Source organism: Rodentibacter trehalosifermentans (assembly GCF_002000545.1).
In the GTDB taxonomy this organism is placed as follows: Bacteria; Pseudomonadota; Gammaproteobacteria; order Enterobacterales; family Pasteurellaceae; genus Rodentibacter; species Rodentibacter trehalosifermentans.
On the sequence record NZ_MLHL01000081.1, the window covers coordinates 1 to 14,520 of the forward strand.

The following is a 14,520-nucleotide window of genomic DNA, read 5'->3' on the forward strand; positions in this document are numbered from 1 at the left end:
ATATTTTTCATTATAGAGAAGGTGACAGCTATATTTTTCAGATAAATAGTCAAATTGCTTTGCCAAATGACCGGTTACAATATAAATATCATTTATATCTGCTTGTTTTAAAAATTTAATTGTTCTCTCTATATTAGGTAGCCCATTTATAGGGAGTAATGCTTTATGAGTATTTTTTGAAACTTCTTTAAAACGGCTTCCTAAACCGGCTGCTAATATAATTGCATTCATATTCTTTCCTTTTTATCTTTTAATGTTAATCCTGAGCCTAAAATAACACCAATGACTAATAATATTGTCATTATATCCATAGAAATTTTGTTCAAGATAAAACTGATAAAAATAATCCAAAAGCTATATGTGATATTTAGCATCATAGCTCTTATCGGTTTTATTATATAAATTGCTCTATAATATAGAAAATAGGACATCATTGAAGAGAAAATAATGAATATGATAATTGTTAGTAATTTTGTGTCTTTAAAAAATTCAGTAGAATAAAAATATTCTGAATCAAGATAGAGAATAAGGGTGACATATCCAAGACTAGAACCTAATTGTCTTAAGAAATAAGCACTAGAAGAGCTAATGAACTGCATAATGTAGGAGGAAATAATAATTTCACTTCCCCAACTTACAGCACAAGTGACTGCTAGTATAAAACCTAAAATAGAAAATTGGGAGTTGGTTATATCTAACCCTAATAATATTGTACAACCTATTGATAAGCATAAGCCTAATAGACCTAATTTTGTGATTGAATCTTTTAAAAACAGAAACGCAAAAATAGTACCAAAAACAGGATAAATAGAAGATATTGGTGCAGCATAACCTACACCGATATATTGAATGGCTTGCAAATAGCATAGCATACCTACCGGACCACCAATAATACCAGCTAAAAGACCTAAAAATATATTTTTATTTTTAAATCTAAATTTTTCAAATAAGTTTAATTTGTAATATGAAATTGTGAAAAAAATAAAGGAGGAAAACTCTATTATAAATAAAAGAGATAGCATGACTTTCAATGAATCTGTTGAAAGGGAATAAAAACTTAATTTCTCATAAAAAATACCCGAAATTCCCCATAATAATCCAGATAAAATCCCCCATAAATAACCTGTGTATTTATTCATCGCTTATTCCTTTTTTGCTTTCCATTTATGCATAAAAGAAATAGCTCTTTTAATACGATTTTTACCATAATCGGCAAAAAACTCTCCATTTTCTTCTTTAACCAGTGTCCAAGCAAACCATAGTATATCTTGAGTAAATTGGTAAAGTGCAATTTTTTCTAATGCTTTCTCTATTTTTTCTTGTTGTTTAAAATAACATTGTAAAAAAAAATCTTGCTGTGTTTGATTTAAGTTTGATTCTAAAAGAAATGCAGCGATATCAAATAGAGGATCATTCATTCCTGAATATTCCCAATCAATAAAATAAATGTCTTTTTCTTTTAGAAGGATATTTTCCGGTACTAAATCATTATGACAAGCGGCTAGAGTGATGATATTTTTAGAAAAATAAGTTTGAATCGTTTTAAAAAAGGTTAATAAATCTGAGATTTCATCATTATATTGATAAAAAGATGCTTTATTCTTCAATAAATTTATGTATTTATCAAATTCTTCAAATACATTAAATTGGTTAGTGAGTTTAATTGGTGATTGGTGCAGTAAATATAATTTTTCTGCAATAAGCTTTAAAATCGAGAGATCTTTAATATTTTGATGATCGAGAGCGTAACTATCAGATAAATATTGAGTGATTTTTATACCAGATTGGGAGTCAAAAAAACAGGTTTCTACATTAAATCCTGCTTCAGACATTACAAAACTATTTATTGCTTCATTTTTACGAATAATTAAATTTTCAGTTATTGCACCGGGAATTCTAACGACATACCCTGTCTTGTCTTGTCTTGTTATAACAATATAGTTTTTATTCGTCATTCCTCCTAAAAAAGAAACCTGTGATATTGATGAGGGGGGTAAACCTAATTTTTCTTGAACAATATTTTTTATCGCTTCCATATAAAGTATCTTATTAATTGCTTTTAATGAGTATAATGTGAATCAAGTTTCCCTGCAAAGTACGAGGAAAAGGGAGATTTTGATTTATCAGGTGTTGTCGAAAAAATAAAAGTACGGTCAAAAAATCGAATAAATTTTTAACCGCACTTCAAATGCCCTATTCCTCCCCAAAATCCTCCAAATCCAGAGGTTCTTGCGAAAGAATAATGCCGGTGAGATCGGCATAGATATAGTCTTCCGGGAAGAAAGTAACACCGCCAAAATTAACCGGAATATCGGTTTCGCCTGCCTGGCTTTCGTCAGCACTGACCGGAATCGGCGCGAGGGCGTGGATGCCGATATCAATATTTTCCAGTTGTTGGATCTGGCGGACCGCACCGTAAACAATAATCCCTTCCCAGCCGTTCTCTGCGGCAAGTTGGGCAAGTTCTGCATCAATTAAAGCACGACGTACCGCACCACCGCCATCAACAACTAATACACGACCTTCTCCGTTTTCTTCCAATACTTCAGCGATAAGCCCGTTATTTTCAAAGCATTTTACCGTGGTGACTTTACCGAAGAAATGACTTACCCCACCAAAACTTGAAAAAATCGGTTCCACCACATCCACTTGATCTGCATAGAGATCGCAAAGTTCTGAAGTATCAATAAACATAAATTTCCCCTATTAAATGTTGAGATGCCCTTTAGTATATGCGGATTTAGCCGATAAGCAAGCCCAAACTAAAGAGCAGATTGGTGAAGAGTGAAATCATCGACATTTGTGCCAACATTGGGCGTAGTGCTGTCGGTTCTTGACTGCGATAAACAAAAATGGCGTGTTTGGCAAGCAATGGGAAAGCAAACAAAAACAAATAATGGCACCAAGAGGTCGCTGTATTGAGTGCAAACAATAAATAGCAGAGTGCGGCAAAACTTAATAAAATGCAATGATAAATACGCCCTTTATATGCCCCTAAACGTACCGCAAGGGTATTTTTGCCGGCTTTGGCATCCTGTTCGGTGTCGCGTAAATTATTGATATTTAAAACTGCTGTGGCGAGTAAACCGGAGCCGAGAGCGGGTAATATGATGTGCATGTCGATATTGTGTGTTTGTAAATAGTAAGTCCCGCCCACTCCCAGTAAACCAAAGAATACTAAAACGGAAATATCCCCTAAACCCATATAACCGTACGGTTTTGCACCTACGGTATAAGTAATCGCCGCAATAATCGCTAAAATGCCAAGCCCGGCAAAGGCGAATAAATCGGACAAATTTTCGTAGGCGATGCCGATGAGCAAACTGCCAGAAATAAAACTCGCTACCACTATAAAAATTAAGCCCCACTTTAATTCTCGGGCGGAAATCCCCCCTTTTTGAATGCCGCGCAAGGGCCCGATGCGTTCTGCGGTATCCGAGCCTTTTTGGTGATCTCCGTAATCATTGGCGAAGTTTGATAGCACTTGTAATAAAATGGTTGTTACTAAACAAAGTGCCATCACTGTGCCGTTAAAGCTTTCAGGTTTCGCCCAATAAGCCAAGGCTGAACCGGTGAAGATGGAGGCTAATGCTAAGGGTAAGGTTTTCGGACGAGCCGTTTCCCACCACATTTTCAATTTTTCATTTGTCATTTTTTTTGACCGCACTTTTGATTACAATAAGGGCGTATTCTACATTAATCTCAACTATTTATGAATGATTTAACCCTCACGCCCATCGCCGTTATTCACACGCCTTATAAGGAAAAATTTTCTGTGCCACGTCAACCTGATTTGGTTCAAGATGGCGTAGGTATCGTGGAGCTGTTACCGCCTTATAATTCACCGGAGGCGGTGCAGGGGTTGGAGCAATTTAGTCATCTCTGGTTGATTTTTCAATTCGATCAAATTCAACAGGGAAAATGGCAATCCAAAGTTCGTCCGCCACGTTTAGGGGGCAATCGACGGGTGGGCGTGTTTGCTTCTCGTGCAACGCATCGCCCTAATCCGCTTGGCTTGTCAAAAGTGGAACTGCGTGAAGTGGAATGCATAAACGGTCACGTATTTTTGCATTTGGGGGCGGTAGATTTGGTGGATGGTACTCCGATTTTTGATATTAAACCCTATATTGCTTATGCCGATAGCGAGCCCTATGCGAAATCAGGCTTTGCTCAAGAAAAGCCACAGGCAAAACTACTGGTGGAATTTACCGAACAGGCACAAAATGCGGTGAAAAAACGGGAAGAAAAACGACCGCACTTGGCACGCTTTATCCGTCAAGTGATTGAACAAGATCCCCGTCCGGCTTATCAACAGGGTAAACCGAGCGAACGGGTTTATGGTATCAGCCTTTACGAATTTAATATTAAATGGCGAATAAAATCGGGAACTTTGGATGTGGTAGAAGTGTTTGATATTGAGAAAATATAGCGAATTAAAATTTTAATGATACGGCGTTAGCCGGTATTGCTGTATTATTTATACTATCTACGGCGGATAGTCTTATCTCATTTTTATCTTAATTCACTATATAGATAGCAAAACCTTAAATTGAGGGAATAAAAATCTGCATCTTAATTATTGGCGTACCAATGTTTGGATGCAGATTGTATTTTTATATCCCCTTACTATTCATCCAAGAAACTGCGCAAGGTTTCCGAGCGGCTAGGATGGCGAAGTTTACGCAAGGCTTTGGCTTCAATTTGACGAATACGTTCACGTGTCACATCAAATTGTTTACCCACTTCTTCAAGGGTGTGATCCGTATTCATATCAATCCCAAACCGCATACGTAATACTTTTGCTTCACGTGGTGTGAGCCCTTCCAACACTTCGTGGGTCGCCACCTTCAGACTTTGTGCGGTAGCTGAATCTAATGGTAATTCAAGGGTATTATCTTCAATAAAATCACCTAAATGCGAATCATCGTCATCACCGATAGGGGTTTCCATAGAAATCGGCTCTTTGGCGATTTTTAATACTTTGCGGATTTTATCTTCCGGCATCCCCATACGCTCTGCCAATTCTTCCGGTGTGGCTTCACGTCCCATTTCCTGCAACATTTGGCGGGAAATACGATTGAGCTTATTGATGGTTTCAATCATATGAACCGGAATACGAATTGTACGGGCTTGATCTGCAATAGAGCGTGTAATGGCTTGACGAATCCACCAAGTGGCATAAGTAGAGAATTTATAGCCGCGGCGATATTCAAATTTATCCACTGCTTTCATCAAACCAATATTACCTTCTTGGATTAAATCTAAGAATTGTAGCCCTCGGTTTGTGTATTTTTTCGCAATAGAAATCACCAAACGTAAGTTGGCTTCCACCATTTCCTTTTTGGCCCGGCGGGCTTTTTGTTCACCACGTGCCACTGCATCGCAAATCGTACGCATTTGTTGAACGGTGAGTTTTGAGCTTTCTTCAAAAGCCGCCAAATTGGCTAAGGCTTGGCGAATACGCTCTTCATATTTCGGTAAACGTTTCGCCCAAGGTTTAGTGGATTTTAACGCTTTATCCAACCAAGCATCGCTACTGCCAAAGGTCACAATAATTTTTTCAAACTCTTCTTTTGGCATACCGGCAATATCAATCAGCACTTTTTGTAATTGACGTTCCTCGGTACGCACAAGTTTCATCATGTTTTTCATCGACAACACAAGTAAGTCGAATTGCTTCGGTACCAAACGGAATTGTTTGAAAATTTCAGCCAATAAAACGACTTGTTCCTGTGCTTTTTTGTGATCACGCCCATGTTTATCAATAGCGGCTAATGTTTTTGCGTGCTGTGTTTTGAGTTCGGTGAATTTTTCACGAGCCACCTCCGGGTCGATACTATTGTCGGAATCGGAGCTATCCGTTGCGGAATCGTTGTCTTCCTCCTCTTCATTATCGTCAATATCGACATTGGTATTTTCGTTTTCTTCATCTTCATCAAAATTTTCCGATAATTCAGGCGTTTCTTCCGAGATGACATTAGGATCCACAAAACCGGATATGAGATCCGCAAGGCGGACATTACCTTCTTCTACTTTATCGTACTGGGCGAGCAAATCATTGAGGGCTTCGGGATAAGCAGCGATAGAGGTTTGAACCTCATCAATACCTTCTTCAATTCGCTTGGCGATGCTGATTTCATCTTCACGGGTTAATAGATCGACAGTTCCCATTTCACGCATATACATACGCACAGGATCGGTGGTACGACCGATTTCCGATTCCACATTGGAAAGAATTTGAGTCGCTTCTTCCACCGCATCTTCATCGGGAATTGTGTCATTTAACATCATATCATCACTTTCCGGCGCTTCATCCAACACCGGAATACCCGCATCATTTTGCAGGGTTTGCAGTAATTTGTCGTAGTATTCGGGATCCACCACATCTTCCGGCAGAAGATCGTTAATTTCCGCATAGGTTAAATAACCCTGCGTTCGACCCAATTCCATCAGTTGTTCGATTTGTTCTGAATATTGTTCCGCTGTAGATTGTTGATTTTGTTCCATTTTTATACCTGTGTCGTATTGTTTTTTGATGGATGAATTTTTTCACGTTCTGGCGAAAGATTCTATCACTGTTATTGAGGATTAACTAACTGTTTTTTCTGCTCTTCTTTGCCGGTAATGAGTGTAACAAGCACTTGTTTTTCCTGCTCCGTTAATCCTTCGGATCGTTCTTTCGCAATAAGCATCGCAATATCGCGTTCAATGGCTTGAATATTCAAACGACGATAATTTTGCGAAAAGGCATGGATGATTTCTTTATCGTCCAGTAAATGCTCCCATGTGGCTAAAATTTCAAGGGGGCGGCTGTATTCCGTATCACGAAAATGTTCTAAAATTTGCCCTAAGGTAATGCCTTCCCGTGAGCGGCAAAGTGCGGTCAATTTTTCCAATAAATCGTAGCCCGCCTCGTCTTTTAATGCCATAAGTCCGGCTTCCGTAATGCGATTTACCAAGTGTGGGTTTTGCAATAACAGGGAAATCACCAAGCGCATTGGCGTTTGCTTTATTTTAGATTGGGAATCACCACCTGCCGGGATAGAAGAGGTAGTTTGCTTAGGAATTAAATTTTCCAGTTGTGATTCATCAAAAATCCCCAATTTTTGTGCCAGCGTATTGCGTAAAGATAAGCGCAGTGCTTCACCCGGAATTTGACGAATTAGAGGCGTGGCGAGGGCAACTAATTTACCACGCCCTTCTTTTGTAGAAAAATCCACCTGTGGGTTTAAGTGGGCAAATAAAAAATCGGTGAGCGACTGTGCGTTTTCAATATAATCTTCAAATTTTTCTTTGCCGTATCGGCGGATATAGGTATCGGGATCTTCACCATCGGGCAGAAAAATAAATTTAATTTGTCGTCCGTCTTCTAAATAAGGTAGTGCGTTTTCTAACGCCCTCCATGCTGCATCCCGTCCGGCACGGTCGCCATCGTAACAGCAAATCACTTGTTCTGTGGAACGGAAAAGCAGTTGAATTTGCTCCGATGTGGTGGAAGTGCCGAGAGAGGCGACGGCATAATCTACACCAAACTGTGCCAATGCCACGACATCCATATAACCTTCTACCACCAGCAATTTTGAGGGGGCATCATTGCTTTGCAAGGCTTCGTATAAGCCGTAAAGCTCACTGCCTTTGTGATAGGTGACGGTTTCTGGTGAATTTAAGTATTTGGGCTTTTCATCGCCTAACACCCGACCGCCGAATGCCACGGTTCGCCCTCGTTTGTCCCGAATAGGAAACATAATCCGATTGCGGAATTTATCATAAACTTTGCCCCGCTCATTTTGCGACAGCATTCCCAAATCCCGCAATTTTTTCTGCTCTTCGGGATTCACACCGAATTTTCGTAGCACCGCATCCATAGTATTCGGCACAAAACCGATTTGAAAGCGGGCAATAATATCGGGGGAAAGCCCACGTTGTTGCACATAATGTTGCGCCGGAATATTTAAGGGTAACTGGGTTTGATAAAACGCCGCAATCTCTTGCATTAATTCATAGAGATTACGTTTGGTTTGATAGCTGACTTGAGGACGTTGGGAATGGCTATTTACCCGTTTTTCATAAGGCACTTCCAACCCTGCCATGGCGGCAAGTTCTTCAATGGCTTCGACAAATTCCAGTTTGTCGTAATCCATCAAAAAGGAAATGGCATTACCGTGTACCCCACAACCGAAGCAATGATAAAACTGTTTTTTTTCACTCACCGTGAAAGACGGCGTTTTTTCGTGGTGGAAAGGGCAACAGGCTTGATAATCACGACCGGCTTTTTTCAGCTTCACGCGGGAATTTATCACATCAACGATATTGGATTTTGTCAACAAATCATCAATAAACGGGCGTGGAATAGAACCTTTCATTGCCTTTGCCTCCTTGAATCTGATGTGAAAGTGCGGTCACTTTTGACTGAGTTTTTAAAGCAACAAAACCGTGATACCAAAGGAACCACGGTTTGTATAACTCGAGTTAGAAAATACTACTGATTAGTATAAACGGGTATTGCGGGCGTTTTCACGGGCATTACGTTTTGCGTGACGCTTCGCAAGGGTTGCTTTTTCACGTTTACGAACAGTAGTCGGTTTTTCATAAAATTCACGGGCACGCACTTCTGCTAAAATTCCCGCTTTTTCGCAAGAGCGTTTGAAACGACGTAAAGCTACGTCAAATGATTCGTTTTCACGTACTTTAATTACAGGCATAAGCCAATCACCTCAATGAGTTTAATTTAATTGCAATTTAAAATTTAATGCCATAAACGGCAAATTTAATAAAGGTCGCAATTCTAATCTACTTTTTAGGGGAAAGTAAAGGAAAGAATGCGTAATTTGCCTTAATTCGTGGTTTCAACTGGTTAAAACCGCCTAAACAAGGTAAAATCGCGCCTTATTTTAAAAACGAAATTGAGAAAATCAATGAAAATTTTAGGCATTGAAACCTCCTGTGATGAAACGGGCGTGGCGATTTATGATGAAGAAAAAGGGCTGGTTGCAAATCAACTTTATACCCAAATTGCACTTCACGCAGATTACGGCGGTGTTGTGCCGGAGCTTGCCTCCCGCGATCATATCCGCAAAACCGCCCCTTTAATTCAGGCAGCTTTAGCCGAAGCCGGTTTAACGGCGGAAGATATTGACGGTGTGGCTTACACCAGCGGTCCCGGTTTGGTGGGGGCATTGTTGGTCGGGGCGACTATTGCCCGTTCCCTTGCCTATGCGTGGAATGTACCGGCGATTGGCGTGCATCATATGGAGGGGCATCTGCTTGCCCCAATGTTAGACGAAAACCGACCGCACTTTCCTTTTGTGGCATTGTTGGTTTCCGGCGGGCACACCCAATTGGTGCGTGTAGAGGCTGTGGGAAAATATGAAGTCATCGGCGAATCCATTGATGATGCGGCAGGCGAGGCATTTGATAAAACCGCTAAACTGCTCGGCTTGGATTATCCGGGCGGTGCAGCACTTTCCTGTTTGGCGGAACAAGGTTCACCGAATCGTTTCACCTTCCCACGCCCGATGACGGATCGTCCGGGATTGGATTTCAGTTTTTCCGGCTTAAAAACTTTCGCTGCCAATACCATTAATCAAGCCATCAAAGAGGAAGGCGAATTAACGGCACAAACTAAAGCGGATATTGCCTATGCCTTTCAAGATGCGGTGGTGGATACCTTAGCGATCAAATGCAAACGGGCGTTAAAAGAAACGGGGTATAAGCGTTTGGTCATTGCCGGTGGCGTAAGTGCCAACAAAAAATTGCGTGAAACCTTGGCAACATTAATGAAAGATCTCAAGGGTGAAGTATTTTATCCTCAACCGCAATTTTGTACCGACAATGGGGCGATGATCGCCTACACCGGTTTTTTACGTTTAAAACAAGGTCAGCATAATGCATTGTCAATTGAGGTTAAACCCCGTTGGCCAATGACAGAACTCTCGGCAATTTAAGGAGAATCAAATGAAAGAAATTAAATTTCGTGCAATGCGTGCGGCAGGCATTGCCTGCTTTGTTGTACTCATCGCAATTGGTGTGTGGGTTTTCTCATCCTCAAGTGAGGAAATTGTGAATATTCTCACCTTGGCAGGGCAACAAGTGGGCGGAGGCACGACCTACGGCGCATTTTTGCTTGCGACATTGCCGCCTCTTGCCGGTTTTCTCACTTACCATATCTGGAAATGGATCATTAAATAATGGCAAAGCTGTATTTTTACTATTCCACAATGAATGCAGGAAAATCCACCACATTACTGCAATCTTCTTATAACTACCGTGAACGCAATATGAACACGCTGGTTTATACAGCAGCGATAGATGATCGTTTCGGTGTGGGAAAAGTGACCTCCCGTATTGGCATTTCTCAAGAAGCAAATTTATTTAATGCCGGTACAGACTTATTTAAGGAAATCAGCCGATATTTACAACAGGAAAAAATTCATTGCGTGCTGGTGGACGAAGCCCAATTTCTCACCAAGCAGCAAGTATATCAGCTAAGTGATGTGGTGGATAAACTTGATATTCCCGTTTTGTGTTACGGTTTACGCACCGATTTCCAAGCGGAATTATTTGAAGGCAGCCGATATTTGCTGGCTTGGGCAGATCAATTGGAAGAATTAAAAACCATCTGTTATTGCGGACGTAAGGCGAATTTTGTACTTCGTCTTACAGAAAATGGCGAAGTCGTCAAAGAGGGCGAACAAATCCAAATTGGCGGAAACGATAGTTACCTATCCGTTTGCCGCTATCATTACAAGGAAAAGTGCGGTCAAATTTAACGGCGTTTTTACCACCATTTTCAAACACAACATAAATATAAGGTCAATTTTATGCTAAAAAATAAAACTTTCGGAAGTGCCTTAATTATTGCCGGTACAACTATCGGGGCAGGAATGCTTGCTATGCCGTTGACATCCGCCGGCATGGGCTTTGGCTATACCGTTTTGTTATTAGTCGGACTCTGGGTATTGCTTGTTTATAGCGGATTATTGTTTGTGGAAGTGTACCAAACCGCAGATCAACTCAATGACGGTGTGGCAACCTTAGCGGAAAAATATTTTGGCGTAGCGGGGCGTATTCTTGCTACCCTCAGTTTACTTATTTTGCTTTACGCCCTTTCTGCTGCCTATATCACCGGGGGCGGCTCTTTGCTTTCTGGGCTGCCGACCGCATTAGGGATGGAAGCACTCTCCCTTAAAACTGCCATCATCATTTTTACTGTCGTCCTCGGTGCTTTTGTGGTGATCGGTACAAAAGGGGTAGACGGTATCACCCGAGTATTATTCATCGGTAAATTACTTGCTTTCGCTTTTGTGTTATTTATGATGCTGCCTAAAGTGGCGACAGACAACCTAATGGCATTGCCCCTTGATTACGCTTTTGTCATTTCCGCCGCCCCGATTTTCTTCACCTCTTTCGGTTTCCACGTGATTATGGCAAGCATAAACAGTTACTTAGGCGGCAATGTTCAGCAATTTCGCAAAGCAATTCTCATTGGCACGGCAATTCCGCTTATCGCCTATTTGGTGTGGCAGCTGGCGACCCACGGCGTGCTGAGCCAAAGTGAATTTGTCCGTATCTTGCAAGCCGATCCCACCTTAAACGGTTTAGTCAATGCCGTGCGTGAAATTACCGGCTCAAATATGATGGGCGAAGTGGTGCGTATTTTTTCCGCACTGGCGCTTATCACCTCTTTTCTTGGCGTAATGCTTGGCGTGTTTGAAGGCTTGGGCGATCTCTTTAAACGCTGCCATTTGCCGCATAACCGATTTTCACTCACCCTTGCGGCTTTCCTGCCACCACTTGCCTTTGCCTTGTTTTATCCGGAAGGCTTTATCACAGCGTTAAGCTATGCGGGGTTATTATGTGCGTTCTATTGTTTAATTTTACCTATCGGATTGGCATGGCGTACCCGTCAAAAAAATCCACAGTTGGCTTATCGGGTCATTGGCGGAAACATCGCTTTAGTATTTGCGTTGATGATTGGCGTGATGATTATGGTGATTCCGTTTTTAATCCAAGCCGGTTATTTACCGACGGTTGCCGGTTAAAGTGCGGTGGGTTTTAGGGGATTTTTTTTCATTTTATTCCCTTCTATTTTTCCAAGCGAAGAAAACAAAAAGACCGCATAGCGCGGTCTTTTATGATAGACTCTTTCACGGTTGGTCAGGCTCTTGCAGTCTGATTGCCGTCAGACCGCAAAAAGTCTCGATCAATTGGTATTAACCAAACTGAGGGAGGCGAGTATGCCAACGTGGTTAAGATGGGTTTTGCTCATTGCAATCATTTTGTTGTTGCCTGGCGACACTGTGCAAGGTATTAGCTAGACAGCAACCAACCAAAGGGACGGACTTCGGTTCGTCCCTTTCCTGCGCATTATATGTTCTACATTTCCAAAATTCAACCAACGCTAAAACGATCATTGCATAGGCAGCTGATTTTTAGTTGTGAAGTGCGGTTGTTTTATAGCATTTTTTGTCCCCAAGTAAAAAGTGTCTTCACAGAAAGTGATTTTTCATGGGGCATAAAAAAGACCGTATAACACGGTCTTTTATGATAAACTTTTTCACGGCTGGTCAGGTGTTGTCATTACCTGACTGGCGGGTCAGGTAGTGGCACGTCTCGATCAGTTGGTTTTAACCCTGATTGGAGATCAGACCTATGAAGATCATACAATGATCATTATAGTGTTAATAGTGCTATTCTTCAGCTCGCCAGCTTGGTAGCACTTTAACCGGCTAAAGGGACGGACTCCGGTTCGTCTCTTTCCTGCGCGTATTATATGTTCTGCATTTTCAAAATTCAACCAACGCCACAATTTCTCATTGTATGGAAAACTAATTTTTAATGAACGGTGTAAAATCGGACCATTGCTCAATTTTAAATGCCCTAATATCCCTAACTGAAAGAGGTAGCCAACTTAAATCTTTCAGTGCATTTATTGCATTAAATAAATTTGCCATATCTTCTTTTGAGCAAGTGTATAGGCTGCCTTGAGTTCTCACGAAACCGTATTTTGCCAAGGTTGCCCCAATGTCGGTATAAGCTTGTTGTACACCTTTAGGGTGATTTTCCTGAGTATCTTTAACAACAAGATCAAAAGCGATAGCAAACATTATTCCGCCTCCGGGTCGAGCAATAAACTGGATAATTTATAAAAATCTTCTTCTCCGCTTTGGAGAAGGGTGATTTTAACCAAAACATCACCATCATCTAAAATTTCTTTGGGTTCACCCACAATGTACGGTACGCCAAAATTTCCGAATTGCTTTATTTGACCTACCGGTACGGATATTTGCTCTAATCCCATTATTTGTTCCTCATTCCAATTCACACCTCCGAATTATATGTCTCCCCCCTTCAAAATTCAACCAACGCCACAATTATCATGATACCCTGATATTCGCTCATCAAGAAACATATCACGTTATGAATAATTAATAAAATGTAGTTACAAAAAAAGTTTAAGTATTTATTTTGTGTTGTTACAATATAGCAAAGAAAAAATAACCGGTGACAACAATGAAAATTGAGTATGACCCGAAAAAATCACAGCGAAACATTGAAGAGCGCGGTTTATCCTTTGAAGAGCGCGGTTTATCCTTTGAAGAGCGCGGTTTATCCTTTGATGAAGCCGCTTTCTTTGAATGGCAAACGACTGAGATTGTGCCTGATGTTCGTTTTGACTATCCAGAGCCGCGTTTTACCGCAACGGGTTATCTAGGTGAGCGATTACATATTCTTTATTTTACGCCTGTTCAAAATGGTGTAAGAGTAATTAGTTTTCGCAAAGCAAATAAACGAGAGATGAAAAAATATGAAACAGAGAAAACCACTTACTGATATTGATGGTGAAGTCAGAGAATTAACTGAGGATGATTTTGCCCTTATGAAACCTTTAGCTGACGTCATGCCCGCTGAATTTGTTGCCATGGTCACAGCGCATCAAAAAGAGATGGAAAAACAAGGGAAAATCAGAACGGGGCGGGGAAAACAAAAAGCGCCAACCAAGCAATCCGTCACGCTCAGATTATCCCCCGAAGTGATCCAAGCCTTCCGAGCAACGGGGCAAGGTTGGCAAACCCGAATTAATGAAGTGCTACTCAACTATATCAAAACGGCATAGTTTAAGATTCAATAAAAACACAAGTGCCCGCCTTTGGCGGGTACTTTTTTACGGAGTATCAATTTTTCCGAAAGCTTATACCCACGCCACAAATTTTGCGGTGACTCGGCGGTGGAATAGAATATGTAAAGTTTTGTAAAGATTAAGTGATTGGTTTTGTTATTTGGGGAAAATTTTAAGTAAAATTCAGCGGATCATGTTTCACCTTGGCAAAAGGTGCGGTCAGTTTTTAATAATTTTTTAGGGGCTGACGTAGATTAGCCCTAAATTCCACACCATTTTCGCAACATTTTAAGTTGCTCTTTTGGTGTTCCAAAGTTAAACCGAAATTCACATTCCTTCAAGAATAAGGGAAAATTTTTTCGGTCGATTCCATTATATTTTCGGAGTATCCGCTTGGCTTG

Annotated in this window: 17 protein-coding genes and 1 pseudogene; 7 read left to right on the forward strand and 11 right to left on the reverse strand. The window is 40.8% G+C overall.

The features are described from left to right. The 5 genes from BKK52_RS11945 to BKK52_RS11965 form a co-directional block, all read right to left on the reverse strand. Nucleotides 1–231: NTP transferase domain-containing protein (locus tag BKK52_RS11945; protein ID WP_158076055.1), on the reverse strand; the 231-nt coding region annotated here is incomplete at its 3' end. Continuing rightward, nucleotides 228–1,139, reverse strand: a complete 912-nt coding sequence (locus BKK52_RS11950; RefSeq protein ID WP_077478779.1) for a DMT family transporter — start codon at nucleotides 1,137–1,139, stop codon at nucleotides 228–230. The genes BKK52_RS11945 and BKK52_RS11950, both read right to left, overlap by 4 nt. A gap of 3 nt (nucleotides 1,140–1,142) precedes the next feature. After that, the gene (locus tag BKK52_RS11955; protein WP_244160251.1) at nucleotides 1,143–2,036 is read right to left on the reverse strand and encodes a choline kinase family protein; all 894 of its coding nucleotides are present in this window, start codon (nucleotides 2,034–2,036) and stop codon (nucleotides 1,143–1,145) included. A gap of 157 nt (nucleotides 2,037–2,193) precedes the next feature. Next, nucleotides 2,194–2,694, reverse strand: a complete 501-nt coding sequence (gene rraA / locus BKK52_RS11960) for a ribonuclease E activity regulator RraA (RefSeq protein ID WP_077478780.1) — start codon at nucleotides 2,692–2,694, stop codon at nucleotides 2,194–2,196. 46 nt (nucleotides 2,695–2,740) lie between these two features. Then, nucleotides 2,741–3,652, reverse strand: a complete 912-nt coding sequence (locus BKK52_RS11965) for a 1,4-dihydroxy-2-naphthoate polyprenyltransferase (RefSeq protein WP_077420087.1) — start codon at nucleotides 3,650–3,652, stop codon at nucleotides 2,741–2,743. Nucleotides 3,653–3,712: 60 nt separating this feature from the next. Between BKK52_RS11965 and tsaA the strand changes: the two genes are divergently transcribed. Then, nucleotides 3,713–4,429: a tRNA (N6-threonylcarbamoyladenosine(37)-N6)-methyltransferase TrmO gene (gene tsaA / locus BKK52_RS11970; protein ID WP_077420088.1), complete on the forward strand. Its 717-nt coding sequence runs from the start codon at nucleotides 3,713–3,715 to the stop codon at nucleotides 4,427–4,429. 197 nt (nucleotides 4,430–4,626) lie between these two features. Here the strand turns inward: tsaA and rpoD are convergent, their stop codons facing one another. From rpoD to rpsU, 3 genes are all read right to left on the reverse strand, one after another. After that, a complete protein-coding gene (gene rpoD, locus BKK52_RS11975) occupies nucleotides 4,627–6,507 on the reverse strand; it encodes an RNA polymerase sigma factor RpoD (RefSeq protein ID WP_077478781.1) in 1,881 nt (626 codons plus the stop codon). Between the two features lie 71 nt (nucleotides 6,508–6,578). Then, nucleotides 6,579–8,363, reverse strand: coding sequence for a DNA primase (gene dnaG, locus BKK52_RS11980; RefSeq protein ID WP_077478782.1), 1,785 nt, complete (start codon nucleotides 8,361–8,363; stop codon nucleotides 6,579–6,581). A 123-nt stretch (nucleotides 8,364–8,486) separates the two neighbouring features. Then, nucleotides 8,487–8,702: a 30S ribosomal protein S21 gene (gene rpsU / locus BKK52_RS11985; protein WP_018356521.1), complete on the reverse strand. Its 216-nt coding sequence runs from the start codon at nucleotides 8,700–8,702 to the stop codon at nucleotides 8,487–8,489. Nucleotides 8,703–8,915: 213 nt separating this feature from the next. On the opposite strand from rpsU, the gene tsaD reads away from it, so the two are divergent. From tsaD to BKK52_RS12005, 4 genes are read left to right on the forward strand one after another with little or no spacing between them, the layout of a single operon-like run. Next, on the forward strand, nucleotides 8,916–9,944 hold the full coding sequence (gene tsaD / locus BKK52_RS11990) for a tRNA (adenosine(37)-N6)-threonylcarbamoyltransferase complex transferase subunit TsaD (RefSeq protein ID WP_077474726.1): 1,029 nt from the start codon (nucleotides 8,916–8,918) through the stop codon (nucleotides 9,942–9,944). Between the two features lie 10 nt (nucleotides 9,945–9,954). Beyond that, a complete protein-coding gene (locus BKK52_RS11995; RefSeq protein ID WP_077420092.1) occupies nucleotides 9,955–10,188 on the forward strand; it encodes a hypothetical protein in 234 nt (77 codons plus the stop codon). Beyond that, nucleotides 10,188–10,769, forward strand: a complete 582-nt coding sequence (locus BKK52_RS12000; RefSeq protein ID WP_077420093.1) for a thymidine kinase — start codon at nucleotides 10,188–10,190, stop codon at nucleotides 10,767–10,769. Before BKK52_RS11995 ends, BKK52_RS12000 begins: the two co-directional genes overlap by 1 nt. Nucleotides 10,770–10,820: 51 nt before the next feature. Continuing rightward, the gene (locus BKK52_RS12005; protein WP_077420094.1) at nucleotides 10,821–12,041 is read left to right on the forward strand and encodes an aromatic amino acid transporter; all 1,221 of its coding nucleotides are present in this window, start codon (nucleotides 10,821–10,823) and stop codon (nucleotides 12,039–12,041) included. Between the two features lie 786 nt (nucleotides 12,042–12,827). On the opposite strand, the gene BKK52_RS12010 is transcribed toward BKK52_RS12005, so the two are convergent. Then, on the reverse strand, nucleotides 12,828–13,106 hold the full coding sequence (locus tag BKK52_RS12010) for a virulence factor (protein WP_077420095.1): 279 nt from the start codon (nucleotides 13,104–13,106) through the stop codon (nucleotides 12,828–12,830). Beyond that, complete coding sequence (locus BKK52_RS12015; RefSeq protein ID WP_077420096.1) at nucleotides 13,106–13,300, reverse strand: DUF5397 family protein; 195 nt, start codon at nucleotides 13,298–13,300, stop codon at nucleotides 13,106–13,108. Before BKK52_RS12015 ends, BKK52_RS12010 begins: the two co-directional genes overlap by 1 nt. A 212-nt stretch (nucleotides 13,301–13,512) precedes the next feature. Here BKK52_RS12015 and BKK52_RS12020 point away from each other — a divergent pair, with 212 nt between their 5' ends. Both BKK52_RS12020 and BKK52_RS12025 read left to right on the forward strand, forming a co-directional pair. Next, complete coding sequence (locus tag BKK52_RS12020) at nucleotides 13,513–13,833, forward strand: BrnT family toxin (RefSeq protein WP_077478783.1); 321 nt, start codon at nucleotides 13,513–13,515, stop codon at nucleotides 13,831–13,833. Beyond that, nucleotides 13,808–14,116 (forward strand): BrnA antitoxin family protein, encoded by a 309-nt coding sequence (locus tag BKK52_RS12025; protein ID WP_077420098.1) that lies wholly within the window; start codon nucleotides 13,808–13,810, stop codon nucleotides 14,114–14,116. The genes BKK52_RS12020 and BKK52_RS12025 overlap by 26 nt, the downstream gene beginning before the upstream one ends. A 263-nt stretch (nucleotides 14,117–14,379) precedes the next feature. Here BKK52_RS12025 and BKK52_RS12030 read toward each other — a convergent pair. Next, a pseudogene (locus BKK52_RS12030) lies at nucleotides 14,380–14,520 on the reverse strand (IS1595 family transposase); the annotation flags it as partial.